Genomic DNA, 24834 nt, shown 5'->3' on the forward strand with positions numbered 1-24834 from the left:
CAGACCTCGCTGTCGGCAGCTCCCCATCCTCCGACTCCGATCCCGTTACATCAAGCGCGGGTCCGCCATCGGCCGGTGCCAAACTCGCAATGACGATGGGGGAACATCGAAGGATTCAACTCTCACCGTCCCCGCGGAGAATCCCCCTCACCCCCGACCCTCTCAGCGCGAGCGAAGCTCGTCGCGGCCCCGCAAGCGGGGAGAGGGAGAGGAGGCATCCCTACACCACCTTGCTACTTCCCTGCGTGATCAGCCGCGCCGCCCGCTGGTCGCGGGAGTAGATCCAGAGCCAGCTGAGCGCGACGCTGAGGCGGTGGCGGAGGCCGATCAGGAAGTAGATGTGGGCGATGCCCCAGATCCACCACGCGATGGTGCCGCGCAGCTTGATGCGACCGAAATCGATCACCGCGAGCCGCTTGCCGATCTGCGCGAGGCTGCCGGCGTGCTTGTAGCGGAAGGCGCCCTTCGTCTCGCCACGCAGCCGCGCTCTGATGGTCTCGGCGACATGGCGGCCTTGCTGCTTCGCCGCGGGCGCGATGCCGGGCACCGGCTTGCCCTCCCAGGCGTTGATGTTGACGGTGTCGCCGATCGCAAAGATCTCGGGATGGCCCGGAATCGTCAGGTCGGCCTTGACCTGCACGCGCCCGGCGCGATCGCTCGGTGCGCCCAGCCATTCGGCAGCAGGCGAGGCGCGCACGCCGGCGGCCCAGATCCTGGTCTTGGCATTGAGCCGCGTGCCGCCGAACACCACGCCGTCGCGGTCGATCTCGGTCACGGGCTGCCCCAGCACGACCTCGACGCCGATTTTCTCCAGCGAGGCCTGCGCGTAAGCCGAGAGATCGTCGGCAAATCCGGCGAGCACGCGCGGGCCGGCCTCGATCAGCACGACGCGCGCCTTCGTCGTGTCGATGTTGCGGAAATCGCCGGGCAGAGTGTGGTGCGCCATCTCGGCGATGGTGCCGGCGAGCTCGACGCCGGTCGGGCCGGCGCCGACGATGACGAAGGTCAGCCGCGCCGCGCGCCTCTCCGGATCCGTCTCGCGCTCGGCGCGCTCGAATGCCACCAGGATATGCCGGCGCAGCGTGGTCGCGTCCTCCAGCGTCTTCAGGCCGGGCGCGAACTGCTCCCATTCGTCATGGCCGAAATAGGCGTGCCGTGCGCCGGTGGCGAGCACGAGGGTGTCATAAGGCACCTCGCTGCCGTCGTCGATCAGCACGCAGCGCCTGTCGGTATCGACGCCGCTGACGGTCGCAAACAGCGTCGTCACCTCGCGCCGGCCCCGCATGAGATGGCGGACCGGCCAGGCGATCTCGCTGGTCGCGAGCGAAGCGGTGGCGACCTGGTAGAGCAGCGGCTGGAACAGATGATGGTTGCGGCGGTCGATCAGCGTGATCTCGACCGGCGCGCCCGCGAGCCGGTAGGTCGTCTCCAGCCCGCCAAAGCCGGCTCCGACGATGACGACGCGATGCGGTGTCGTGGTCATGATGTGCCCCTCGAATCTCGCTGCTCTACCTTTCTCATTTAAGTGCGGATTGGCCGTAGCGGTCCAATAGCCGTCATCAATCGCAGCATAGGCCTAGTGTATCGATCCGCCGCGAAAAAGTGCCGCAGCCTTGACCATGCCTTGGCCGAAGTGAGTAGAATTATATTTCTTGCCATTCCCAATTCGGGCGAAATATGGTGCAGGGACAGGCGCGGAGCCATTGGCGGCTCGACAGATTTTGCGTTCAATAAAGACTGGCCCGGGGCGGCGATCACCCCGTTTCCGGGATCGATAATCAAGGAGGGGAGTGGTTATGAGGACGGCATTCTGGCTGGCGGGCGCAGCGGCGCTGGTGCTGGCAAATCCGGCATTCGCCGGCGACACCATCAAGATCGGCTTCGTCTCGACCTTCAGCGGCCCGACCGCCGTGATCGGCAATGACATGCGCAATTCCTTCGAGCTCGCGCTCGATCATCTCGGCCGCAAGATGGGCGGCAAGCCGGTCGAGGTGATCTACGAGGACGACGGCCAGAAGCCGGATGTCGGCAAGCAGAAGACCGAGAAGCTGGTGCAGTCCGACAAGGTCGATTTCATCGTCGGCTACATCTGGTCGAACGTGCTGCTCGCCTCGCTCAAGACCGCGGTGGACTCGCAGACCTTCCTGATCTCGGCCAATGCCGGTCCGTCGCAGCTCGCCGGCGAGCTGTGCTCGCCTTACGTGTTCTCGACCTCCTGGCAGAACGACCAGACACCGCAGGCGGTCGGCACCTATATGAACCAGAAGGGCGTCAAGTCGGTGTTCCTGATCGGCCCGAACTACGCCGCCGGCAAGGACATGCTGGCCGGCGTCAAGAGCACCTTCAAGGGTCAGGTCGTGGGCGAGGAATACACGGTGTGGCCGAGCCAGCTCGACTTCTCCGCCGAGCTCACCAAGGCCAAGAACTCCAAGGCCGAATCGATCTTCGTGTTCTATCCGGGCGCGGCCGGCGTCCAGTTCCTCAATCAATACGCCCAGGCCGGCATCAAAACGCAGATTCCGCTCTACACCGCCTTCACGATCGACGAATTGTCGCTGCCGCTGCAGAAGGACAACGCGCTCGGCGTGCCCGGCGCGCAGCAATGGGTCAACGATCTGCCCAACGACGAGAACAAGAAATTCGTCGCCGACTACCGCAAGAAGTATACCGGCCTGCGCCCGACCTTCTACGGCGCGCAGTCCTATGACGCCGCGAACCTGATCAACAGCGCGGTCGTCGCCGTGAAGGGCGACACCTCGAAGAAGGACGCGATGAAGGCCGAAATGGAGAAGGTGAACTTCAAATCGGTGCGCGGCCCGTTCAAATACGGCAACAACCACATCCCGATTCAGAACTTCTACCTCCAGGACGTGGTCAAGGACGCCGACGGCCAGCTCGCACTGAAGACCGTCGCCACCATCGTCGAGAACGACCAGGATCGTTTCCACGACAAGTGCAAGATGAAGTGAGGTCTCGCTTCTCCCTCTCCCCGCTTGCGGGGAGAGGGAGGGTGAGGGGGAGCTTCCGCGGGGACGGAGACAGTCGAATTCCTCGATGCTCCCCACACCGTCATTGCGAGCGCAGCGAAGCAATCCAGAATCCCTCCGCGGAAAAACTCTGGATTGCTTCGCTGCGCTCGCAATGACGTGTTGGAAGAGCGTTTCCCCGATTGTCAGGTGACTCGCGGAGAGTCCGCCTCACCCGCCGCGCTACGCGCGTCGGCCTCTCCCCGCAGGCGGGGAGAGGCGAAGACACCTACACTCTTGGCATGCTCGCGGGGCGCACTTCGCGGGCTTGCGCCGCAAGCCTGATGCCGGCGTTGGCCGCGCCAAAGCCCTGATAGTTCCGCCGTTCGACGATCTCGAAGAAGAAGCGCTCGTCGAAGATGTGGGTGTAGACCTGGAAGAATTCGCCGTCACCCTCGCGGTCGTAGAGGATGTGGTTGGCGCGCAGCTGCGCCATCAGCTCGGGCGAAAGGTCGTACTTGGCTTCGATGTCGTCGTAGTAATTATCAGGGATATCCAGGAAATCCGCGCCGCGCTTGCGCATCTCTGCGACCGTCGCAAAGATGTCCCGGCACGAGAACGCGACGTGCTGAACGCCGGAGCCGAAGAACTCCGAGATGAAGCGCGAAGGCAGCGTGCGGTTGGCGGAGGAGCCGTTGAGCACGAAGCGCAGGCTCTGATCAGCGTTGATGATGGCTTGGCTCTGCACCAGACCTCTGGGGTCGGCGATCTCCATCTGCGGCAGCCGCCTCAGGTCGAGGATGCCGGTGTAGAACAACAGCCAGGACAGCATCTCGTCATAGGGCATCGACTGCGCGATGTGATCGACCGCCAGCAGTGCATCCGCGCTCGTCTCGCTTGCGACCGGCTCGAAATCGGTATCCCAGTTCTTGCCGGCCTGATCGAGGAAATAGAGCAGGCTGCCGCCGACGCCGTGGATCGCCGGGATCTCCAGCTCGCCCGGTCCGACCGGCTGATAGAAGGTGCGTGCCTTCAGCGCTTCGGCGCGCTGCATGGCAAGGCCCGCATTGTCGACATCGAGCGCGATCGCACAGACGCCGGGCCCGTGGGTGACGTAATGCGAATGCGCAAAGCCGTCGGTCTCGCAATTGATCACGAGCTCCACCTTGCCCTGCGACCAGCGCTCCACCGCCTTGCTGCGGTGCTTGCCGGTCTTGCGGAAACCGAGCTGCGCGAACAGGCGGGCAAGCTCGCCGGCCTTGGTCTCGTTGACGGCGAACTCGATGAAGCCGGTACCGTGGCTCCTGGCCTTCGGCGCCAGCGGCTCCCGGACAAGCTTTGGCCAGTCCGGTGCGAGCTGGTCCTCCAACAGGATCAGCGAGCGCAGGCCGTCGATCGCGGTCTGCGCCGCCGACCCGGCGCGGAACTGGTCGTTGAAGATCTCCAGCGATAGCGGCCCGGCATAGCCGGTCGCCGCGACCGCCGCCATGAACTCGCCAACCGGCAGGTCGCCCTGGCCGGGGAAGGAGCGGAAATGCCGGCTCCAGGAGAGGATGTCGAGCTCGAGCTTTGGCGCATCCGCAAGCTGGACCAGAAAGATCTTGTCGCCGGGAATCGAGGCCATCGCGCGCGTTGGAAATCCCGGGGCCAGCGCATGAAAACTGTCGAGGATCACGCCGATTGCGGGATGATCGGCGCGGCGCACGATCTCCCAGGCGTCGCGGTAGTCGTTGACATGGCGTCCCCAGGCCAGTGCCTCGTAACCGACGCGCAAGCCACGTTTCGCTGCACGCTCGCCGAGCTCGCGAAAATCGTCGGCGGCGCGATCGATGCCGCCGAATGAGGCGGGCGAAACGTTGGAGCAGATCAGCAAGAGATCGGTGCCGAGTTCCTGCATCAAGTCGAACTTGCGCTCCGCGCGGGCAAAGTTGCGCGAACGCTGCGGCTCGGGCATGCCCTCGAAATCGCGGAACGGCTGGAACGCGCAGATCTCGAGATTGAGGTCCTTGCACAGGTTTGCGATGTCGCGCGGGCCTGCGCCGAACGACAGCAAATCGTTCTCGAAAATCTCGACGGCGTTAAAGCCGGCGGCAGCGATGGCGCGGAGCTTTTCGTCCAGCGCTCCTGAGAGAGAGACGGTCGCGATCGAGCGCTTGTTCATGCTGCGTTGTCCTCCATGGCGCCCCCAAGGAAGAGTTGCCCGATGCGGGGATCGTTCAGGATGCGCTCCGCCTTGTCGACCATGCGGGTCTGGCCGAGCTCGAGCACGATGCCGCTGTCGGAGATTTCCAGCGCCGAGCGCGCATTCTGCTCGATCATCAGGATGGTGACGCCACGGTCGCGCAGGCTTTTGAGAATGTCGAAGGTCTGCTGCACCATCAGCGGCGACAGGCCGATCGAGGGCTCGTCGATCAGCACCAGCTTTGGTTCGAGCAGCAGCGAGCGGGCGATCTCGAGCTGCTTCTGCTCGCCGCCGGACAGCGTAGAGGCCTGCTGCGTCGATTTCCGCCGCAGTGCCGGGAACAGTTCGAGTGCGGCCTCGATCCGCCTGGGCAGATCGAGGCCCTTCTCGGCGGCGACGCCGCCGAGCTCGATGTTGTGCCGCACCGATAGCTCAGGAAAGATGTTGCGGCCCTGCGGCACGTAGCAGATGCCGGCATTGAGCAGCGCGCGCTGGCTCAAGTTCGTGACGTCGCGGCCAGCAAAGCTGATCTTGCCCTCGCGCAGCTTGAGCAGGCCGAAGATGGCCTTGAACACGGTCGACTTGCCGGCGCCGTTCGGGCCGATGATCGTCGTGATCGTAGCTTGAGGTACGGCGAAGGTCGTGCCGTTCAAAATCGTCATCTTGCCGTAGCCGCCGACGAGATTGTGAACCGAGAGGATCGGGTCGCTCATGGCTCGCTCCTTCAATGACCCAAATAGGCTTCGATCACGGCGGGGTTCTTGCGGACCTCCTCCGGCCGTCCCATCGCCAGCACCTTGCCTTCCGCCATCACCATGACGCGCGAGCACAGCGACATCACGAATTCCATGTTGTGCTCGATCACGACGAAGGTGGCGCTCTTCTCGCGGTTGATCGCGATCAGGCGGTCCTTCAGGTCCGCCAGCATCGACGGGTTGACGCCGCCGGCGGGTTCGTCGAGCAGCACGAGGCGCGGGCCGCCCATGAAGGCCATGGCGGCATCGAGCAGCTTCTGCTGGCCATAGGAGAGGCCGCCGGCCGGCTCGTCGGCGAGATGGTCGAGCTTGAAGAAGCCGATCATCTGGTTGGCGGCCTCCGTCAGCCCGGCATCGGAGCGGCCGACCAGGCGCGAGGCCATGTTGCCCTGGTGCTCCTGGCCCGCGAGGATCAGGTTCTCGCGCACCGAGAGTTTTGGAAACACCTGCAGGAGCTGGAAGGTGCGGCTGACCCCAAGCTTGTTGAGCTCGGAGGGCCGCAGGCCCGTGACGAGCTTGCCGTCGAGCTTGACCTCGCCGCCTGATGGTGTGAGCTGGCCGAGGATGCAGTTGAACAGGGTCGACTTGCCGCAGCCATTCGGCCCGATCAGGCCGAGGATCTCGCCCTCGCGCACGTCGAACGAGACGCCATCGACGGCGCTGATGCCGCCAAAGTTCTTCTTGATATTGGTAACCTCGAGGACCGCGTTCATTGCACCGCCTCCAGGCGCGATTTCGCAACAGCGCGCAGCGCGGATGCCGCCTTGGTGCGCCGCGCCGCCATGGCGCGGTCGAGGATTCCCAGGATGCCGGTCGGCGACCAGATCAGGAGTAGCATCACCGCGACCGCGTAGAGCATGAGATAATAGCCTTCGGTGAAGCGCAGCCATTCCGGCAGCAGCACGGCGATCATCGCGCCGAGGAAGGGGCCGAAATAGAACCCGGCGCCGCCGACGATCACCATCATCAGGAGATCAAGTGAGAGCGACAGGTTGAACGGCACCGGATCGATATATTGCGTCAGCGGCGCGTAGAGCGCGCCGGCGACGCCGCCGAGCGCCGAGCCGATCGCAAACGCCATCAGCGTGTAGCGGCGGGTGTCGACGCCGAGCGATTGCGCGCGCAGCGGGTTTTCGCGCAGCGCCATGAAGGCGCGGCCCCAGGGTGAGCGAATCAGCCACCACACGGCAAGCGACACGATCGCGAGCGAGCCGAGGCAGACATAGTAGAACGGCAGCGGCTTGTTGGTCGCGATCCCGAAGATGTGCGGGCGCGGGATGTTGGAGATGCCGTAGATGCCGCCGGTGAGCCAGCTCTCGTTGCGGAACACCAGGAAGGCGAGCGTGGAGAAGGCGAGGGTCACGAAGGCGAGGTAGTGGTGCTGCACGCGCAGCGCCGGATAGCCGAGCACCCAGCCGACCGCGAAGCTTAAGGCAATCGCGACCAGTATTGCCGCCGGCAGCGGCCAGCCATGGGTGGTCATGATCGCCGCCGCATAGGCGCCGATGCCGACGAAGGCGCCCTGCGCCAACGAGACCTGGCCGGCATAGCCGAGCGTGAGATTGAGCCCCATCGCGGCGATGCTCATCACCGCCCATTGGCTCAGGATGAACAGGCCGTAGCGGTTGAAATTCATGGGAACCACGATCAGCGCAGCGATGACGGCAAGGCCGAGCGCGATCTTCAGGGGTTTGGCGAAGCCGCTCATACGGTGCGCTCCTCGGCGCGGCCGAGCAAGCCCTGCGGCCGGAACAGGATGACGGCAATCAGGAAGATCATCGGCACGGCGGCGCGGTACTGCGTCGAGACATAGGCGGCCGCGAGATTATCGAGCACGCCGATCAAGAGGCCGCCGGCGATCGCGCCGCGCACCTGGTTGAAGCCGCCGACGATCGCGGCGATGAAGGCGGCCTGGCCCAGCACTTCGCCGGAGGAGAATTTGGCGAGATAGATCGGTGTGATCAAAAGCGAGGCCAGCGCCACCAGGAAGGCGTTGATCAGGAAGGTCAGCAGGATCATGCGCTCGACCGGCACGCCGATGATCCGCGCCACCGTCGGGTTTTGGGCAGCCGCCTGCATCTGGTGGCCGAGCGAGGTGCGGTTGAGAAGTGCCGTCAGTCCGAAGACAGCCAGAATAGCGACGACGAGCACGCCGATGCTTTGTAGCGATACCGCATGGCCGAGAACGGAGATGTCGCCGGTCGGCACGATCGACGGGAAGGGCGAGGCCTCGGCGCTGAAGAACTGCTTGACGGATTCCTTGATGCCGATCGCCAGCGCCATGGTCGCGATCGCCAGCGGCAGCACGCCATGGCGCATCATCGGATCGACCAGCAGCATCTTGAAGGCGAGGCCGAGCAAGATCATCGACAAGAGGATGCCGAGGATGATCGCGAGCCAGAACGGCGCGCCGGCATGCATCGCGGCCAGCATCGGGAACGCCGGCAGCATCACGAACTCGCCTTGGGCGAAATTGATGGTCTGCGAGGTCTGCCACAGCAGCGTGAAGCCGACCGCGACCAGCGCATAGATCGCGCCGGTGGCAAGTCCCGCGACCAGAAGATCGAACAGATTGGACATTTTCCCCTCTATCTTCTCCCTCTCCCCGCTTGCGGGGAGAGGCATAGGCGGCCAATGGTCGCCGTTCTTAAGAACGCCGATGCGAAGCATCGGCTACGGTGAGGGGGAGTCTCCGCGAGCTCGGTAGCAGTTAGAGTCGCGGAGACTCCCCCTCACCCGGATCGCATCGAAGATGCGATCCGACCTCTCCCCGCAAGCGGGGAGAGGTGAAGGACCACGTCCCTCACTTCACTTTCGGCAGCACCTGCTTCACCACCTGCTTGCCTTCGACCACCTCGACCAGGAAGCTCTGGCGGTCGATGTCGCCGGTGTCGCTGAAGGTGACGTCCATCAAGATGCCCGGCTCGTCGGCGGCCTTGATGGTGAGGCCGTGCAGCGTGTCGGCAAACTTCTTCGGGTCGACCTTGCCCATCTTCTCGGTGGTGGCCTTCACCATGTAGACGGCGAGATAGCCCTTCAGGCCGTTGTGGTCGGGGACATAATTGTACTTCTTGGAAAACTTCTCGCGGAACGCCTTGATCAGGTCGACCGGCGCGTCGGTGGTGAGGCCGACATGGCCGCGCGCACCATTGGCGGCATCGCCCGCGAGCTCGATCACCTTCTGGCCGATCAGCGTGGTCTCGCCCATCAGCGGCGCGGTGACGCCCTGGCGCTTCAACTCTTTCAGGATGCGCGCGCTCTCTTCCTCGTTCAGGTAAACGAACACGGCATCAGGGTTGGCAGCCTTGATCTTGCCGACGTCGGCGGCGAAATCGGCCTGGCCCGCTTCGGTCGAGAGGTCGGCGACCACCTTGGAGCCGAGCCGGTCGAGCTCCTTCACGACGACGTCGCGGCCGCCGCGGCCGAAATCATTGTTGACCCAGACCACCGCGACCGACTTCGCCTTTATCTCGTCGTGGATGTATTTGGCGACCTTCGGCATCGAGGATTGCTGGCCGAACGAGGTGCGGAACAGGAACTTGTTGCCTGCTTGCGTCAGCTCGGCAGCTTCACCGCCCATGATCTGCGCGATGCCGGCTTCGGCGGCGAGCGGCGCGGTCACCTTGACCGAGCCGGAATAGCCGGGGCCGAGCAGCACATAGGGCTCGGCGTCGAGCGCCTTCTGCACCTGCGCGCGGGCGACGCCAGGGTTGGACTGCGAGTCGGCGTGGGTGACCTCAAGCTTGCGGCCGAGCACGCCGCCCTTGGCGTTGATCTCCTCGATCGCGAGGTCGATGCCGTTCTTCCAGTTGGTGCCGACGGTGGCGCCGCCGCCCGAGAGCTCGGCGACGTCGGCGAGCTTGATCGCCTGGGCAAAGGCGCTCGTTGCCGTCATGGCGGTGAGCAGCGCACCCACCAGTAGCGTTGATTTCATCGTCCTCTCCTCCCGTTTCAAATCTTGCAAGCGGCCTTGTGCCCGGCCGCTTCGTCTCAAGCTGCCTGATAGGCGGCGCTGCGCGCGGCCATCACGGTATCAAAAGCCTCTCCCATGATCTCGGTCGATGGGGCAAGTCCGGTGAACAGTTCGAAGGCGTCGGCGGCCTGGTAGATCGCGAGCTCGCGGCCGGTCATGATCCGAGCGCCTTTCTCTCGCGCTGCGGCAAGCAGCGGCGTGATCAGCGGCGAATAGACGGCATCGGCGACCCACAGGTCTGCCCTGAGCAGCACGGCCGGCACTGGCGTGTCGCGGTTCGGCAGCATGCCGACCGGCGTGCCGTTGACGAGGCCGGTTGCGCCATCGAGCGCATCCTCGACGCTTCCGGCCATCCTCGCGCCGCCCCGCCTGGCAAGCAGCGAGGCGAGTTTCTCGGCGCGCGCAGGTTCGCTGTCAAAAATGCGGATGTCGGTCACGTCCAGGCTCGCCAGCGCAAACGCGATCGCCTTGCCGACGCCGCCGGCGCCGATCACGGCAACGGCGTTGGCTGACGGGGCCAGCAGCGGGGCCACCGCGCGCGCAAAGCCCGTGGTGTCGGTGTTGTGGCCGGTTAGCCGGCCGTCCCTGACGACGACGGTGTTGACCGCACCCATGGCGGCAGCGCCTGGCGCCAGCGCGTCAAGCAGCGGGACCACGGCTTCCTTGTAAGGGTAAGTGACGTTGACGCCGGCAAAGCCGAGCCGTCGCACGCCTTCGAGCATCAAACTGAGCCCGGCCGCGTCGGCGCCGGCCACTTCGATGAGCTGGTAGTGGCCGCGCAGGCCAAGCGCCTCGGCGGCGCGCTCATGCATGGCGGGGGACGCGGAATGCGCGATCGGCGCGCCGATCAGGCCGGTGAGAAGCTTCTTGCTGGCGGCGTATCCGCGCTTCGACATGGTTCGCTATCGTCTCGTTGGGAGTGTCCGGTCCCGGCCATTAGCGGGGAAATCCGCGCAATTCCAGCTGCGACGATAGTCTTTCCCCGGCCTAACACAATTACCCTTTTATCCAGCAAACCTAACATAATGTTATTTCTTCCGCCCGCGTGCCGAACCGGCCTTGCCGTTGCCGCGGGACGGCTCGACCGCGCGCATCTCGGCGCGCAGAGCGTCGATGAAGTACTCGGCATGGAGCGACAGCGGCGCGCCGCGCTTCACTGCGATGTAGGTGTCGAACCGCGTCGGCTCGGTGATCTTCAAAAGCTCGATTCCGGGATAGCCGCCATGGGCCACCGTGAACTGGTCTATGATGGCGATGCCGAGCCCGGCCTTCACCAGCGCGCAGACCGTGGTGCCGAAGCGCGCGCGGATGGTGATGTTGTAGTCGAGCCGGTTGCGCGCGAAGATCCCGGCCATGATCCGCCCGTAGGGATCGTTGGGATCGATCCCGATCAGCGGATAGCGGGTGATCTCGGCGGCGGAGACCTGCTTGCGGCCGGCAAGCTCGTGACCCGGCGGCACGATGCAATAGAGCTCGCCCGAGGCGAGCGGCATGAAGTCGAGCCCGGAATGCTCCAGCCGGTAGCTCATCGCCACGCACTCGCCGCGGCCGAGCATCAGATAGTCGATGGCTTCCTCGAGCTTGAGGATGTTGATGTCGATGCCGAGATCAGGATAGCGGCGGCGGACGCGCTCGATCGCGCGCGGCACCATCACCTGCGAGATGCTCGGCACCGAGCCGATGCGCAGCTCCGACAATCCGCCGCGGCCGATCTTGGAGATGATCTCGGAGAGATCGTCGACCTTCTTGTAGACGCCGTTGATCTGCTCGAAGATGTTCTCGGCTTCCGGCGTCGGGAAGTAGCGCCCGTTTTGGCGCTGGAAGAAGCGGATGCCGAGCGAGCGCTCGGTGTATTTGACGAGGCGGCTGATCCCCGGAGCCGAGACGTTGAGCAGCTTCGCCGCGCCGCCGATGGTGCCCGTCACCATCACGGCACGGATCACTTCGACCTGGCGCAGCGTCATCATGTCCTGGGCATCCGAAGCATGATCGTGATGGCGATCATCTCACGAGAGCCGAGATGTCATCCAGCGGCAAATGACTGTCAATATGGACGAAGGAGGCAAGTTGCTCTCGTGTCCCGGACGCGCCGCAACGCCTTTAGCGTTGCGGCGCCGAGCCGGGACCCATGTCGCGGCGATTGCTCCTGGCGGTATGGGCCCCGGCTCTGCAGCGCATCGTCGAAGAGACGCTGCGCTGCGTCCGGGGCACGAGTGTGCGGCTGGTGTCCTCAAGCTTCCCGCTCCGGAAGCGGGAGAAGGGAAGGCAACGGTCAAACTGTTTCGACGAAAATCGGCACGTTCAAGGGCGTCGCTCGCGCTGGGCGCGTCGTTTGCTGCGGCTGCGTTGGCTAGCTCGCCGGGCCCTCGGGCAAGAGGCTGTCCGCCAGCTCCGCGCGCTCGCTTTGCAGCACCTCGCGCGCGAACTCGATGATCTTCTGCTTGTTTGCCGTTTGGCGGACGGCGAAAAACACGCGGTTCAATTCCAGGCCGAGCACGCTGTTGAGAGCGATGTCCTCGTCTTGCATCGTGGTTTTCCCGCTACGGACGCGTTCAGGTGTATCTTGACCTCACTTCTTCCACAAGTAGATTAAATCTTCGGTGCGACGGAACACCGGCATACTACGGGAGCAGCGAATTGAGGCAGCCCCCAAATACGTGCTATACGGCAGGGCGAGGGTCAGGAAACGCACTGATGTCCGCCGTAGACTATGGCCGGGAGGCGCTCGACTTCATCGAAGGCCTGGGAGCCTATACCAAGGTTCCGGACGCCATGGACGCGCTTGCAACCGCGTTCGGCCGATACGGTTTCGAGCATATCATCGTAACGGGCTTGCCGAATCCCGATCAGCGCTTTTCCCAGATGGTGCTCGCCAAGAAGTGGCCGGCGGAGTGGTTCAACCTCTACATCCAAAAGAGCTACGACCGTGTCGACCCCGTGATCCGCAAATGCCGGCAGACGGTGAACCCTTTCGAGTGGTCTGAGGCGCCGTATGATCCGGAGCTGGAGCCGGGTGCGGTGGAGGTGATGCGGCGCGCCGCCGATTTCCGCATGTCCCGCGGCTTCGTCGTGCCGATCCACGGCTTGACCGGGTACGAGGCCGGCGTCTCGCTCGGTGGCGTCCACCTCGATCTCAACGCGCGCAGCAAGCCGGCGCTGCACCTGATCGGGATGTACGGCTTCGATCACATTCGCCGTCTGCTCGATCCGGCGCCGCATCCGTCGATGCGCCTGACCCCGCGCGAGCGCGAGGTGATCGCCTGGGCGTCGCAAGGCAAGTCCGCCTGGGAGATCGGCGAGATCCTGCATATCACGCAACGCACTGCGGAAGAGCATCTTGCAACTGCCGCGCGCAAGCTCGGTGCCGTCAACCGGACGCATGCGGTCGCGATCGCGATCCGCCACAGAATCATCAATCCCTGAAATCCTCGCCTACTGGGAAATTTCCCAATAGTCGACTTTGCCTTTTTCGCTGAGGCTCCCCCTCATTTCGAGCCATGGGGGAGTTCATGATTCATGTGATTTCTGCCGTCAATCGGCACCTCTACGAAGACGTTCTCGAACAGTATTTTCGGGTTCGTCACGAGATTTTTGTCGAGGAGCGGAAATGGGAGGCGCTACGCAAGCCCGACGGCCGCGAGATCGATAGCTACGACAATGAGGACGCGGTCTACCTGCTGGCTCTCGAAAACCGGCGGGTGCTCGGCGGCTCCCGCCTGTATCCCACCACCAGGCCGACGATGATGAGCGAGGTCTTCCCGCATCTCGCGGCGGTGCGTGGTTGCCCGTCGGACCCGCTGGTCTGGGAGTGGTCGCGCTTCTTCGTGTCGCGCGAGCGCCGCGACGGGGCGTTCAATCTGCAATTGATGGCGGCTGCGCAGGAGTTCTGTCTCTATCAGGGCATCGAGCGTCTCTGTCTCGTCATGGAGACATGGTGGTTGCCGCGCTTCAACGACATCGGATTCGTCGTGACGCCGCTGGGATTGCCGGCGCTGGTGGAAAATTCCTGGACCATGGCGGCAACGATCGAGGTCCGTCAGGAGTCGCTCGATGTCGTGCGCGACCGTATCGGAATGACGAGCGTCGTCCAGCAGGACGGTCCGCGGATCGACTGCATTGCCCGTGCCAACCTCCGCGGCCTTGCCGCGCAACGAAAGAGCGCCTGATATGTCGAACTTGATGCGGGACAGCCAGATCATGGCGCAGACCAACGACGAGAACCTCGGCTACATGTCCGACATGGCGCTGGAACTGGCGCAGATGGCGGACGATTCCGGATTGGCGACGCTGGCCTACCTGTTCCGGATGGCCGCGCTGGAGGCCTCGACGGCCAACAGCGTGCTCGCCGAACCGGACGACTTTCCCCAGCAGATGACGTCGCACTAGACGCATCTCTCGCCGAATTTCGACGTTCGCACCCTCCCTCGGCCTGCCGGGGGAGGGTGATCGTTTGGGTGCGGCAGGTTGCCCCATGCCGCGCGGCAACCTTTTTGCATCGCAGAGCAAGTTTCGGCCGCGTGCGCCGAGATGCAACAAAGTGCATGTTTGGTGGCAAATCGCTCTTGCCTCGGAACGATACTGCCATTACCCATTTTTCGGCCTTGAACAGGCAGGGGGAGCTCTTTCACTGATGGCGACTGTGTTCGAACATCGGCGCGACACCGCGTGCGCCTGAAAGAGTCTTGATGCTGCTCGTCGTCGAACAGTTCTTGAACGGTTTGCAGTTCGGCCTGCTGCTGTTTCTGCTCGCCGCCGGCCTGACGCTGGTGTTCGGGATCATGGATCTCGTCAACCTCGCGCACGGCTCGCTCTACATGATGGGCGCCTATTTCGCCGCGACCTTCGCGGCCTGGACCGGCAGCTTCCTGCTCGGTGCGCTGCTGGCGCTGGGCGCGACGCTGGTGCTCGGCATCGTGCTCGAGATGAGCGCGCTGCGCCATCTCTACGGGCGAGACCATCTCGACCACGTGCTCGCAACCTTCGGCCTGATCCTGTTCTTCAATGAAGCCGTGCGGCTAATCTGGGGCCCGGCCGGCCTTGCGCTGCCGCTGCCGGCCTGGCTCACCGTGCCGGTGCCGATCCTGCCCGGCATCCACTACCCCGCCTACCGCCTCGCCATCATCGTCGTCGCGCTGCTGGTGGCGCTGTTGCTCTATCTCGGCGTGATGCGCACGCGCATCGGCATGCTGATCCGGGCCGGCGCCTCCAACCGCGAGATGATCGGCGCGCTCGGCATCAACATCAAGCTGCTCTACACGCTGGTGTTCGGCTTAGGTGCCGCGCTCGCGGGCCTTGCCGGATTGATGCAGGCGCCGATCCTCACCGTGCAGATCGGCATGGGCGAGAACATCCTGATCCTCGCCTTCGTCATCATCGTGATCGGCGGCATCGGCTCGATCCGCGGCGCGTTCCTGGCCGCGATCTTCGTCGGCATGATCGACACGCTCGGCCGCGCCTTCCTGCCCAACCTGTTGCGGCAGGTGCTGAGCGGCGCCGCGGCCTCCACCGCCGCGCCCGCGCTGTCGTCCATGCTGATCTACCTCCTCATGGCGATCGTGCTGGTGGTGCGGCCGGAGGGGCTGTTTCCGGCCAGTCGTCGATGAAGGCTTTCACTGTGAGCAAGGCCGTCACGGCCCTGATGCTGGCGGGCCTCGTGCTGCTGCCGCTCTATTCGCACCTGACCGGCAACATCTTCATCCTGACGCTGTTCACCCGCATCATCATCCTGGCGCTGGCGGCCGCGAGCCTCAACCTCATCATGGGTTTCGGCGGCATGATGAGCTTCGGCCACGCCGCCTATCTCGGCATCGGCGGCTACGCGGTCGGGATGCTGGCGCAGGAAGGTGTCGGAAGCGGCTTCATCCAGTTTCCGGTCGCGCTCGCGGCCTCCGCGGCTTACGCGCTGGTGATCGGCGCGCTCTCGCTTCGCACCCGCGGCGTCTATTTCATCATGATCACGCTGGCCTTCGCGCAGATGGCCTATTACGTCGCCTCGGGCCTGGCGCGCTACGGCGGCGACGACGGCCTCACCGTCTACAAGCGCAGCGACTTCTCCGGGCTGATCGATCTCGGCAACCGCACGCAGTTCTATTATCTCTGCCTCGCCTGCCTGTTCGGCGTCATCTTCCTGATCTGGCGCATCGTCAATTCGCGCTTCGGCCTCGTCGTGCAGGGCCTGCGCTCCAACGAGCAGCGCATGCAGGCGATCGGCTTCCCCGCCAAGCGCTACCAGCTGGTCTGTTTCGTCATATCAGGCACCATGTGCGGTCTTGCCGGCGCGCTGCTCGCCAACAACACCGATTTCGTCAGCCCGGCCGTGATGTACTGGACCCGCTCCGGCGATCTCATGGTGATGGTGATCCTGGGCGGCATGGGCACGCTGTTCGGCCCGATCATGGGCGCGGTGGTGTTCCTGCTGCTGGAAGAGTTCCTGTCGCAGATCACCGAATATTGGGCGCTGATCATGGGCCCGCTTTTGCTGCTCATCGTCCTGTTCGGCCGCGGCGGCATCATGGGTGCGCTCGGGAGGGCTGGCCGTGGCTGAACCCTTGCTCCGCGTCGAAAAGCTGGTGCGCCGCTTCGGCGGCATCATCGCGACCGACAACGTCTCGCTCGACGTCGCTAGCGGCGAGCTGCACGCCATCATCGGCCCGAACGGTGCCGGCAAGACCACGTTGATCAGCCAGCTCACCGGGCATCTCGAACCGCATTCCGGCAGCGTCTCGCTGGCGGGGCGGGACATCACCTATCTGCCGGCCTATCGCCGCTGTGCGCTGGGCCTTGCCCGTTCGTTCCAGATCACCTCGCTGCTGCTCGATTTCACCGCCGCCGACAATGTCGCGCTGGCAGCCCAAGCGCATGCCGGCACGTCGTTCCGCTTCTTCGCCAATGCGCGCAAGGAGAAGGGCCTGCGCGATGCCGCGCATGCCGCGCTCGATCGCGTCGGCCTGTCGCATCGTGCCGATGTCGTGGTGTCCAGGCTCAGCCATGGCGAGCGCCGCGAGCTCGAGCTCGCGGTTGCGCTTGCCAGCAAGCCGAAGCTCCTGCTGCTGGACGAGCCGATGGCCGGCTTAGGGGTCACCGAATCCCAGCGCATGGTGAAGCTGCTCCAGGAGCTGCGGAAAGAAGTCTCGATCGTGCTGGTCGAGCACGACATGCCGGCGGTGTTCGCGCTCGCCGATCGCATCTCGGTGCTGGTCTATGGCCGCGTCATCGCCTCCGGCGATCCAGTCGCGATCCGCCAGAACGATGACGTCAAGCGCGCCTATCTCGGCGATCAGCATGTGGTGACGCATCATGGCTGACACGCTGCTCGACGTCGACGGTATCGAAACCTGCTACGGCCTCTCCCAGGTGCTGTTCGGCCTGTCGCTGTCGATCAAGCCCGGCGAGATGGTCTCGCTGATGGGCCGCAACGGCATGGGCAAGACTACGACGATCCGCTCGATCATGGGCCTGACGCCGGCGCGATCAGGCGCGATCCGCTTTGGGGGCGCCGAGGTGCGACAGCTTCCGTCGTACAGAATTGCAAAACTCGGCGTCGGCCTCGTCCCTGAAGGACGCCAGATCTTCCCGAACCTCACCGTGCGCGAAAATCTCGTGGCCGCCGCCGCCGATCGCTTCGGCAGCCCGAATCCCTGGACGCTGGCTGCGATCTACGTGCTGTTTCCGCGCCTCGCCGAGCGTGCCTCCAACATGGGCAACCAGCTCTCCGGCGGCGAGCAGCAGATGCTCGCCATCGGCCGCGCGCTGATGACGAATCCAAAACTCCTGATTCTGGATGAAGCGACCGAAGGTCTCGCGCCGCTGATCCGCGAAGAGATCTGGAATTGCCTGTCGCTGCTCAAGAGCCGCGGACAGTCGATCCTGGTGGTCGACAAGAATGTCGATCACCTCGCCCGCATCTGCGACCGCCACTACATCATCGAGCGCGGCAAGACGGTGTGGAGCGGCACCTCCGACGAGCTGATGGCCGCGCCGGATCTTCAGCACAAATATTTGGGGATTTGAGCCCCGCCCTCTCCCCGTCATTGCGAACGCAGCGAAGCAATCCAGGAATGCGTCCGCGGAGACAGTCTGGATTGCTTCGTCGCAAGGGCTCCTCGCAATGACGAGTGGAGAAAGTGGGTGCTCTCACCAATAGATCCCATGCCGCTGCAGTTCGCGGATCACGCGCGCCTCGACCGAGGGCTGGCGGCGCTTTGGCTTGGCCGCTTCGGTCGTGCTGGATACCGGCGCTGCGGCTGACTGTGCAGGTGCGGTGGCAACCGGCGCAGTCGCGGCCGGCGCGGTCGTAGTCGTCGGCGTGGTGATCGCTGTCTGGATATTTGCCGGCGGCTTTGCTGCCGGAGCCTGTGTTGCCTGCGGCGCAACCGCTGTGGCCGGCTGCTCGGTTGCCTGCTGGTTCGGATTTGTTGCCGCCAAGCTCAGGCTCCGCGACCCACCGGCATGCACTTGCGTCGCCAGCAGCGACATCGCGGCAATCAGGATCAGCTTGCGCATGGAAATCCCCGTCATCTGGTCAATCCGCCTTACCTGATCGCGCCGGCCGATGGCTAACGCGCCAGACGGTGCGTGCCGATTTCGATCAGGGTGGACCGGCAGGAGAGGCGATAGATCAGACTGAACAACTGACTCAACATGATCGAACTCCATTGTTCATCATGGGCAGTAGTCTGCGCCCGCTTTCTTTCCGGGGATTTTCGCCGCTATCGGAAAATGGCTTCGTGGGGTGGGTTTGCGATGTCGTCGGAACCGGCGGGACGAAACGGCCTCACGCCGGTGTGAGCGCGACCTGCCGTCATTCAGGGGCGGTCCGCAGGACCGAACACCGGAATCTCGATGTTCCGGGTCTGGAGCTTTGCACCATCTCGGAAACGACGGCGCCCGCTGTTCAAAACACCTCGAAATATTCGCGGTGCTCCCAGTCGGTCACCTCGGCGAGGAAGCGATCGATCTCGGCGTTCTTGATGTGGGTGTAATAATCGACGAACTCAGGCCCGAGCTTTTCGCGGAAGAACGGATCGTCCTTGAGTGCGGAAACCGCATCGCGCAGCGATTTCGGCAGGAGCGGCGCCTTGGTCTCGTAGGGGGTATCGGCGGAGGGGCCCGGATCGAGCTTGCGGTCGACACCGTCGAGGCCTGAGAGAATCTGCGAGGCCATGTAGAGATAGGGATTGGCGGCAGGCTCGCCGATGCGGTTTTCCAGGCGCGTCGCCGCATCGCCGGCCGTCCCGAGCACGCGGATCATCACGCCGCGATTGTCGCGGCCCCAGATCGCACGGTCCGGCGCCAGCGAATAGGAGCGGTAGCGCTTGTAGCCGTTGATGGTGGGCGTGGTGAACACGGTGGAGGCGCGGGCGTGGTCGAGCAGGCCAGCCAGATACGCCTTGCCGAAGGCGCTGAGCGGCTCGCCGTCGTCCTTTGCCGTTTCCTTTGCCGTTTCCTTGGCCATGAACTGGTTCTCGCCAGTCGCGCGCGACACGATCGACTGGTGCAGGTGCCAGCCGCTCGCGAACACGTTCGGCAGTTTCGGCCGGCACATGAAGGTGGCGTGATAGCCATGCCGGCGCGCGATCTGCTTCACGGCGGAGCGGAACAGCACCATGTTGTCGGCCGGTTCGAGTCCTTTCCTCGGCGCGAAGGTGAACTCGCACTGGCTCGGCCCGAACTCGACCTCGACCGAGCGCAAGGGCAATCCGAGCGCGACGATGTCGCGGCGCAAAATCTCCAGCACCGGCTCCATCTGATCGAAGCGCTGCTCGGTGAGGTATTGATAGCCGTGGCTGAGCAGGCTCACCGAAGGCGGTGTGCCCGGTTGGCCTGCGTCTTCCGGGCGCATATGCGGGTCGTCGAGTCTAAAGATGTGGAATTCGACTTCGAGGCCCGCAACGAAATCGTAGCCGCGCATGCCGAGCTCATCGAGCACCTTGCGATAGAGCCCGCGGGTTGCGAACGGCACCGGACGGCCGTCGCCAAAATAGAGCTCGCACAGCACCCAGCCCGTCGCCGGCGCCCAAGGCAACACGCGGAAGGTGGTGGGATCGGCGACCATCAGCACGTCGGCCGCGCCCTCCATCTCCTTCATGCCGAAGCCGCCGCCTGAGGTGAACACCGGAAACACCGTGCGGTGCGAGGTGTCCTTGGCGAGCATGGTGGTGGTGATGGAGCAGCCGCTCTCCAGCGAGGCGAGAGCTTCGGCGGCGATGATGGTCTTGCCGCGCAAGATGCCGTGCTGGTCGGGAAAGGCGAGGCGAATGACCTCGAGGTTCTTTTCCTCGACGATGCGGCGCATGCGCTGCGCGGCGTCCTGCTGCTCATCCGACCACAGCCCATGCCGCGCGACGAAAGTCACTTCTCCACTCCTCTAGTCGTTCGACGCGAAGCTGCTGCAACGTACTCCGTCATTGCGAGCGTAGCGAAGCAATCCAGAGTCTCTCCGCGGGTGCATTTCTGGATTGCTTCGCTGCGCTCGCAATGACGAGGATAGGCCATCACGTTGACTCCGCTACCGTAGGGTGGGCAAAGCGTAGCGTGCCCACCGCGTGCCTATCGTCTGAAAGAAAGCATGGTGGGCACGGCGCTTTGCGCCTTTGCTCACCCTACGGGTTCGGTGCACGAAGGTCACTCCGCCGCCGTCAGCCGATGCACGTTGTCGGCAATCTCCTTCGGCACCGGTGCGGTCCATGGCGCGCCGCGGCGGCGCTTGACGTCGACTTCCATCCAATAGGTCTCCCAGCCCCGCGTCGGGCCGATGCCGTCCATGGTTGCCGGGCCCTGGATGCTGCGTGCGTTGGCTTCGTCCAGGAACAGCATCGGCTTCTCGCCACCCGACACCTTCTCGATCTCCTGCCGCAGCAGGCGGCGATATTGCACGATCGCCTTGTCGCTCTGGCCGAGATGCTCCTTGGTGCGGTCCTGGATCGCGCCCATCGATTCCACCGCCCACTGGTCGTGGACGTTGATGTCGGTGCCCATGCCGGTGTAGGTCGCGGTCTGCTGTTCGTGCGGATCGAAGCCGTAATCGTTGCTGCGGTTCTTGCGCGATTTGTAGTCGGGCAGCTCATAGAGCTCGAGCCGTTGGTCGCGCATCTTCTGCTTGTCGACCGCGTTGGCGTAGCTGGTGAAGATCGCGTACCAGTAGCAGTTCTCGTCATCGACCGGCACGTGCCACTGGGTGATCGTCATCTCCGTGCTCATGGGGATGACGAAGCCGTGCGGGAAGAGCTGATTGGTGACGCGCACATGGGTGCGCTCCTCGTCGATCTCGCGCAGCGCGATCAGCCTGAGGCCGTATTCGGTGTGCTCGACATTGATGATCGGGCGGTCATATTCGCGCAGGATTTTGGTCATCGGCAGGTCCGAGCCGGCCGAGGCGCCGCGGAATTGCTTGCCATAGGCGGTGGAGGTGTCCTCATCCTCGAAGAAGCGGTGCAGATAGGAGGCGTGCGCGGGATCGATGCCGACCTCCAGCGCCTGCAGCCAGTTGCAGGCCATGTGGCCCTTGAAGGCGAAGGTGTGGGAGCCGGGTGCGATGAAGCAGTCGATCTCGGGAAATGCCGGCGGCTCACCCTCGCCGAGAAAAGCCCAAAGGATGCCGCTCTTCTCCACCACGGGATAGGAGCGCTGGCGGATGTTCTGGCAGAGTTTTGAGTCCTTCGGCTCGGCCGGCGTCTCGATGCACTGGCCGGCGGCGTCGAACAGCCAGCCATGGAAGGCGCAGCGCAGGCCGCCATGTTCGAGCCGTCCGAAGGCGAGGTCGGCGCCGCGATGCGCGCAGTGGCGGTCGATCAGGCCGTAGCGCCCTCGCTCGTCGCGGAACAGCACCAGGCTCTCGCCGAGCAGTTTGACCGGACGGATCGGCCGCGCACCCTCCAGCTCGTCCACCAGCGCCGCCGGCTGCCAATAGCTCCGCATCAGCTTGCCGCAGGGATCCTTCGGACCAGTGCGGGTGATCAGGTCGTTCTGCTCCTGGCTCATCATGGCGCGTGCATCCTTGTGGAGGGCATTTGTTCGCCTATTGAACGAATGGGCGAATTATGACATGCCTTGGAGCGGCAGCAAGCACTATTTTGCAGGATTGTCCCGAAGCCATGCCCAAGCTGAAGCGCAGCGAGAGCGACGAGCGCGCGACGGATTTCGTCGAGAGCCTCGATCGCGGTCTGCGGCTGCTGCAGTGCTTCGGCGCCACGGCCGGCCCGATGACGCTGAGCGATCTCGCTCGTGCGGCCGATCTGCCGCGTGCCACGGCGCGGCGCATGCTGTTCACGCTGCAGCGCGGCGGTTACGTCTCCGGCGATGGCAAGCTGTTCTCGCTGACGCCGCATGTGCTGACGCTCGCCGCATCATATTTGCGCTCGAGTCAGATCATTGCCGTGCTGCAGCCCGTGCTCGATCGCATCGCAATCGCGGCGCAGGAAATCTCTTCGCTGGCGGTGCTCGATGGTGATGACGTCGTGTTCATCGCCCGCGGCGGTCCGACGCGGGTGTTTTCGGGCGGATTGGAGATCGGTTACCGGCTGCCGGCCTTTTGCACCTCGGTCGGCCGCGCAATGCTCGGCCAGTTCGACGATGCCGATCTCGCCGCGCGCCTGAAGGCGATGAACCGCGAGGCGCTGACGCCGCAGACGGAGACCGATCCGAAGGCGCTGCTGGCGCGCATCACCGCCGATCGCGCGCAGGGCTACTCGCTGGTCGACCGCGAAGCGGAGCCGCATTTCCGCTCGATCTCGGTCCCCGTCCGCCGTTACGACGGCGTGATCGTTGCCGCCATCAACATGGGCGCCCATGTCGACCGCGTGCCCGCTCAGGAACTGCTCGATCGCTTCCTGCCGCTGTTGCGCGACGGCGCGGAGGCGGTGCGTTCGCAACTGCTGTAGCTGCATTCCCGTTGCCTCGAAACCGGTGCTATAATGGGCGCAAGCACAAGAGACCAGGCAAGCACAAGAGACCAGGGAGGACGCCATGCACCATACCATGGTTCCCAGTGATCGCGTGGAGCACGTCGCCGTTTACGGACGCGACGGAACGAAGCTCGGCACGATCGAGCGACTGATGCTCGACAAAATGAGCGGAATGGTCGCCTATGCCGTGATCAAGACCGGCGGGCTGCTCGGCACCCGCAACCACTATCCTCTCCAGTGGAGCGCGCTGAAATACGATCCAAGCCGCCAAGCGTTCCAGATCGAGTTGACGCTGGACGATCTCAGCAGCGGCCCATGCGAGTTTGACGGCGACGCGTTTGACTGGGGCGACCGCTCGCGGCCCTATCCGCATCCGCATTACTGGTCGATCTAACCGCGTCGCAGCTCGTGTGGGACGGCCAAAGGTCGGGAGCACCACGCCCGATCAATTCCGGTTGCGCATCCAGTCGGCGAGGCCGGACAGCGCCTTGTCGAGATCGTGCCGCGCGGCACTATCCGCCACCGTCTCCTCCAGCGCGCCGCGCATGCAGGCCATCCAGGCGTCGCGCTCGGCATCGCCGATGGCAAAGCCGATGTGCCGCTGGCGCAGCCGCGGATGGCCCTTCTCGACCGAATACAGCCGCGGGCCGCCGGTCCATTCGGTGAGATAGCGCTTCAGCACGTCCCTGATCAGGCCGAGGTCGGCCGCATGCATCGCGCGGATGATTTTCGCCTCCGGCAACGTGTCCATGCGCTGGTAAAAGCGGTCGACCAGAAGCTCGATCGTGGCACCGCCGCCGATCCGCTCGAACATGGAAACTGCGACGTCGCTGTCGGTCATCATGGGTCCCAAGGCTTGCTGCTGGGCGTTGATATAGTGTTGCTGGAGGTCGCGCAAAATCCTCGTCGTCCCGGACAAGCGCAGCTCCCGACAACGCGCAGCGTTGTCTAGAGCGGAGCGCAGATCCGGGACCCATAACCACAGGAAGTTGCTTTGCGAAGACTCGTGGTTGCCTGCTCGCGCAACGACTTCTCCCTGGGGGTATGTGTCCCGGATCTGCGTGCGCTTGTGGCGCGCTTGTCCGGGACGACAGCGGAGAGTGTAGCTCTAGCGAGGTCCAAACGACCTACAGCGCCACGCTGCGCAATCCAAAACTGCGCGCTTCGTTCTGCAGCACTGGGCGCACCGCATCGATCAGCCGTGCGGACGCGGCATCGACGGAGAGGCCTGCGGTATCCACCACCGCCGTCGCGCGCGAATACAGCGGCTCGCGGCTCAAGAGGATGTTGCGCAGCTCGGCCATTGCGGAGCGATCGTCCGCCATCGGACGCAGATCGCCTTGGCGGCGGACGCGGGCCATGTGCTCTTCCGGCTCGGCCTTCAGCCAGATCGTGTAGAACGACGACAGGATCTGGTCGAAGGTCAGGGGCTCGGAGACGATGCCGCCGCCGGTCGCCAGCACCATCAGCTCGTTGCGCGCGAGCAGCTGCTGCAGCGCCGCCTGCTCCATGCGGCGAAAGCCTTCCTGGCCGTAGAGCGCGATGATCTCGGCGACCGAGAGCCCGTTCTGTTGCTCGACCTCCTTGTTGAGCTCGACAAAACTCCAGCCGATCTTCTTCGCCAGCATCCGGCCGAGCGTGGATTTGCCGGCGCCGCGCAGGCCGATCAGCGCAATGCCGCAGAACGGCGCGCGCCGCGGCGCTGACGCGCTGCCGCCGGCGAGCAGGTCTTTGGCCTGCGCGATCTGCGCTGGCGTTGCCTTACGCAGGAGATCGCGAAACATCTGCCAGTCCGGCGTCGGATCGGCGCTAGGAAGCAGGTCTTCGAGATGTGCGCCCATCGCATCGGAGACGCGGCGGAGCAGCACGATCGAGACATTGCCCTTGCCGCTCTCGAGCTGCGCGATGTAGCGCTCCGAAATTCCCGACACCTTGGCGAGCACTTTGCGCGACATGCCGCGCAGCGCGCGCATGGTGCGCACGCGCTGGCCGAGCTGTTCGAGAAATCGGGATTCGGCGTCGGGACTTTCGGTCATGAGGCTTCTTTAACGGATGT

General features: G+C 64.4%; 25 protein-coding genes. 10 read left to right on the plus strand and 15 right to left on the minus strand.

Features of this window, described 5'->3' with window-relative positions; all coding sequences use genetic code 11:
- Positions 1–220: 220 nt before the first annotated feature.
- A complete protein-coding gene (locus tag CWO91_RS06030; RefSeq protein ID WP_130212648.1) occupies positions 221–1483 on the minus strand; it encodes an NAD(P)/FAD-dependent oxidoreductase in 1263 nt (420 codons plus the stop codon).
- A 313-nt stretch (positions 1484–1796) separates the two neighbouring features.
- On the opposite strand from CWO91_RS06030, the gene CWO91_RS06035 reads away from it, so the two are divergent.
- Positions 1797–2969 (plus strand): ABC transporter substrate-binding protein, encoded by a 1173-nt coding sequence (locus CWO91_RS06035; protein ID WP_130212649.1) that lies wholly within the window; start codon positions 1797–1799, stop codon positions 2967–2969.
- Positions 2970–3255: 286 nt separating this feature from the next.
- Here CWO91_RS06035 and CWO91_RS06040 read toward each other — a convergent pair whose 3' ends face one another.
- From CWO91_RS06040 to CWO91_RS06080, 9 genes are all read right to left on the minus strand, one after another.
- Positions 3256–5127, minus strand: coding sequence for a bifunctional sugar phosphate isomerase/epimerase/4-hydroxyphenylpyruvate dioxygenase family protein (locus CWO91_RS06040; protein ID WP_130212650.1), 1872 nt, complete (start codon positions 5125–5127; stop codon positions 3256–3258).
- Entirely contained in the window at positions 5124–5861 is a 738-nt protein-coding gene (locus CWO91_RS06045) for an ABC transporter ATP-binding protein (RefSeq protein WP_130212651.1), read from the minus strand. Before CWO91_RS06045 ends, CWO91_RS06040 begins: the two co-directional genes overlap by 4 nt.
- 11 nt (positions 5862–5872) lie before the next feature.
- Entirely contained in the window at positions 5873–6616 is a 744-nt protein-coding gene (locus tag CWO91_RS06050) for an ABC transporter ATP-binding protein (RefSeq protein ID WP_130212652.1), read from the minus strand.
- Entirely contained in the window at positions 6613–7611 is a 999-nt protein-coding gene (locus tag CWO91_RS06055; RefSeq protein ID WP_130212653.1) for a branched-chain amino acid ABC transporter permease, read from the minus strand. Before CWO91_RS06055 ends, CWO91_RS06050 begins: the two co-directional genes overlap by 4 nt.
- Positions 7608–8483 (minus strand): branched-chain amino acid ABC transporter permease, encoded by an 876-nt coding sequence (locus CWO91_RS06060; RefSeq protein ID WP_130212654.1) that lies wholly within the window; start codon positions 8481–8483, stop codon positions 7608–7610. Before CWO91_RS06060 ends, CWO91_RS06055 begins: the two co-directional genes overlap by 4 nt.
- Positions 8484–8706: 223 nt before the next feature.
- Positions 8707–9837, minus strand: a complete 1131-nt coding sequence (locus CWO91_RS06065; protein ID WP_130212655.1) for an ABC transporter substrate-binding protein — start codon at positions 9835–9837, stop codon at positions 8707–8709.
- Positions 9838–9893: 56 nt separating this feature from the next.
- Positions 9894–10772 (minus strand): shikimate dehydrogenase, encoded by an 879-nt coding sequence (locus CWO91_RS06070; RefSeq protein WP_130212656.1) that lies wholly within the window; start codon positions 10770–10772, stop codon positions 9894–9896.
- Between the two features lie 132 nt (positions 10773–10904).
- Positions 10905–11843 (minus strand): LysR family transcriptional regulator, encoded by a 939-nt coding sequence (locus tag CWO91_RS06075; protein WP_130212657.1) that lies wholly within the window; start codon positions 11841–11843, stop codon positions 10905–10907.
- Between the two features lie 383 nt (positions 11844–12226).
- Positions 12227–12403 carry a hypothetical protein gene (locus CWO91_RS06080; protein ID WP_091884862.1) on the minus strand — a complete coding sequence of 59 codons (177 nt, stop codon included), beginning with the start codon at positions 12401–12403 and terminating at the stop codon, positions 12227–12229.
- 167 nt (positions 12404–12570) lie between these two features.
- Here CWO91_RS06080 and CWO91_RS06085 point away from each other — a divergent pair, with 167 nt between their 5' ends.
- From CWO91_RS06085 to CWO91_RS06115, 7 genes are all read left to right on the plus strand, one after another.
- Entirely contained in the window at positions 12571–13299 is a 729-nt protein-coding gene (locus CWO91_RS06085; RefSeq protein WP_130212658.1) for a helix-turn-helix transcriptional regulator, read from the plus strand.
- An 86-nt stretch (positions 13300–13385) separates the two neighbouring features.
- The gene (locus tag CWO91_RS06090; protein ID WP_165405255.1) at positions 13386–14042 is read left to right on the plus strand and encodes an acyl-homoserine-lactone synthase; all 657 of its coding nucleotides are present in this window, start codon (positions 13386–13388) and stop codon (positions 14040–14042) included.
- Position 14043: 1 nt separating this feature from the next.
- Entirely contained in the window at positions 14044–14262 is a 219-nt protein-coding gene (locus CWO91_RS06095) for a hypothetical protein (RefSeq protein WP_130212660.1), read from the plus strand.
- A gap of 299 nt (positions 14263–14561) precedes the next feature.
- Positions 14562–15479, plus strand: coding sequence for a branched-chain amino acid ABC transporter permease (locus CWO91_RS06100; RefSeq protein ID WP_091884876.1), 918 nt, complete (start codon positions 14562–14564; stop codon positions 15477–15479).
- A complete protein-coding gene (locus CWO91_RS06105; RefSeq protein WP_130212661.1) occupies positions 15476–16420 on the plus strand; it encodes a branched-chain amino acid ABC transporter permease in 945 nt (314 codons plus the stop codon). The genes CWO91_RS06100 and CWO91_RS06105 overlap by 4 nt, the downstream gene beginning before the upstream one ends.
- The gene (locus CWO91_RS06110) at positions 16413–17180 is read left to right on the plus strand and encodes an ABC transporter ATP-binding protein (RefSeq protein WP_130212662.1); all 768 of its coding nucleotides are present in this window, start codon (positions 16413–16415) and stop codon (positions 17178–17180) included. Before CWO91_RS06105 ends, CWO91_RS06110 begins: the two co-directional genes overlap by 8 nt.
- Positions 17173–17886: an ABC transporter ATP-binding protein gene (locus CWO91_RS06115; RefSeq protein WP_130212663.1), complete on the plus strand. Its 714-nt coding sequence runs from the start codon at positions 17173–17175 to the stop codon at positions 17884–17886. Before CWO91_RS06110 ends, CWO91_RS06115 begins: the two co-directional genes overlap by 8 nt.
- 123 nt (positions 17887–18009) lie before the next feature.
- Here CWO91_RS06115 and CWO91_RS06120 read toward each other — a convergent pair whose 3' ends face one another.
- The 3 genes from CWO91_RS06120 to CWO91_RS06130 form a co-directional block, all read right to left on the minus strand.
- Positions 18010–18531 (minus strand): hypothetical protein, encoded by a 522-nt coding sequence (locus tag CWO91_RS06120; RefSeq protein ID WP_245471139.1) that lies wholly within the window; start codon positions 18529–18531, stop codon positions 18010–18012.
- Between the two features lie 238 nt (positions 18532–18769).
- Positions 18770–20230, minus strand: a complete 1461-nt coding sequence (locus tag CWO91_RS06125; RefSeq protein WP_130212664.1) for a glutamine synthetase family protein — start codon at positions 20228–20230, stop codon at positions 18770–18772.
- Between the two features lie 269 nt (positions 20231–20499).
- Positions 20500–21858, minus strand: a complete 1359-nt coding sequence (locus CWO91_RS06130) for an aromatic ring-hydroxylating dioxygenase subunit alpha (protein WP_130212665.1) — start codon at positions 21856–21858, stop codon at positions 20500–20502.
- A 110-nt stretch (positions 21859–21968) separates the two neighbouring features.
- Between CWO91_RS06130 and CWO91_RS06135 the strand changes: the two genes are divergently transcribed.
- Both CWO91_RS06135 and CWO91_RS06140 read left to right on the plus strand, forming a co-directional pair.
- Positions 21969–22754: an IclR family transcriptional regulator domain-containing protein gene (locus tag CWO91_RS06135; protein WP_130212666.1), complete on the plus strand. Its 786-nt coding sequence runs from the start codon at positions 21969–21971 to the stop codon at positions 22752–22754.
- An 85-nt stretch (positions 22755–22839) separates the two neighbouring features.
- Positions 22840–23172 carry a PRC-barrel domain-containing protein gene (locus CWO91_RS06140; protein WP_091884901.1) on the plus strand — a complete coding sequence of 111 codons (333 nt, stop codon included), beginning with the start codon at positions 22840–22842 and terminating at the stop codon, positions 23170–23172.
- 51 nt (positions 23173–23223) lie between these two features.
- On the opposite strand, the gene CWO91_RS06145 is transcribed toward CWO91_RS06140, so the two are convergent.
- Together CWO91_RS06145 and CWO91_RS06150 are read right to left on the minus strand one after the other, a co-directional pair.
- Positions 23224–23619 carry a group II truncated hemoglobin gene (locus tag CWO91_RS06145; protein WP_165405265.1) on the minus strand — a complete coding sequence of 132 codons (396 nt, stop codon included), beginning with the start codon at positions 23617–23619 and terminating at the stop codon, positions 23224–23226.
- A gap of 286 nt (positions 23620–23905) precedes the next feature.
- Positions 23906–24814, minus strand: a complete 909-nt coding sequence (locus CWO91_RS06150; protein WP_130212667.1) for a helix-turn-helix transcriptional regulator — start codon at positions 24812–24814, stop codon at positions 23906–23908.
- Positions 24815–24834 lie beyond the last annotated feature (20 nt).

Origin of the sequence: Bradyrhizobium genosp. SA-3 (assembly GCF_004212635.1) — a bacterium.
In the GTDB taxonomy this organism is placed as follows: domain Bacteria; phylum Pseudomonadota; class Alphaproteobacteria; order Rhizobiales; family Xanthobacteraceae; genus Bradyrhizobium.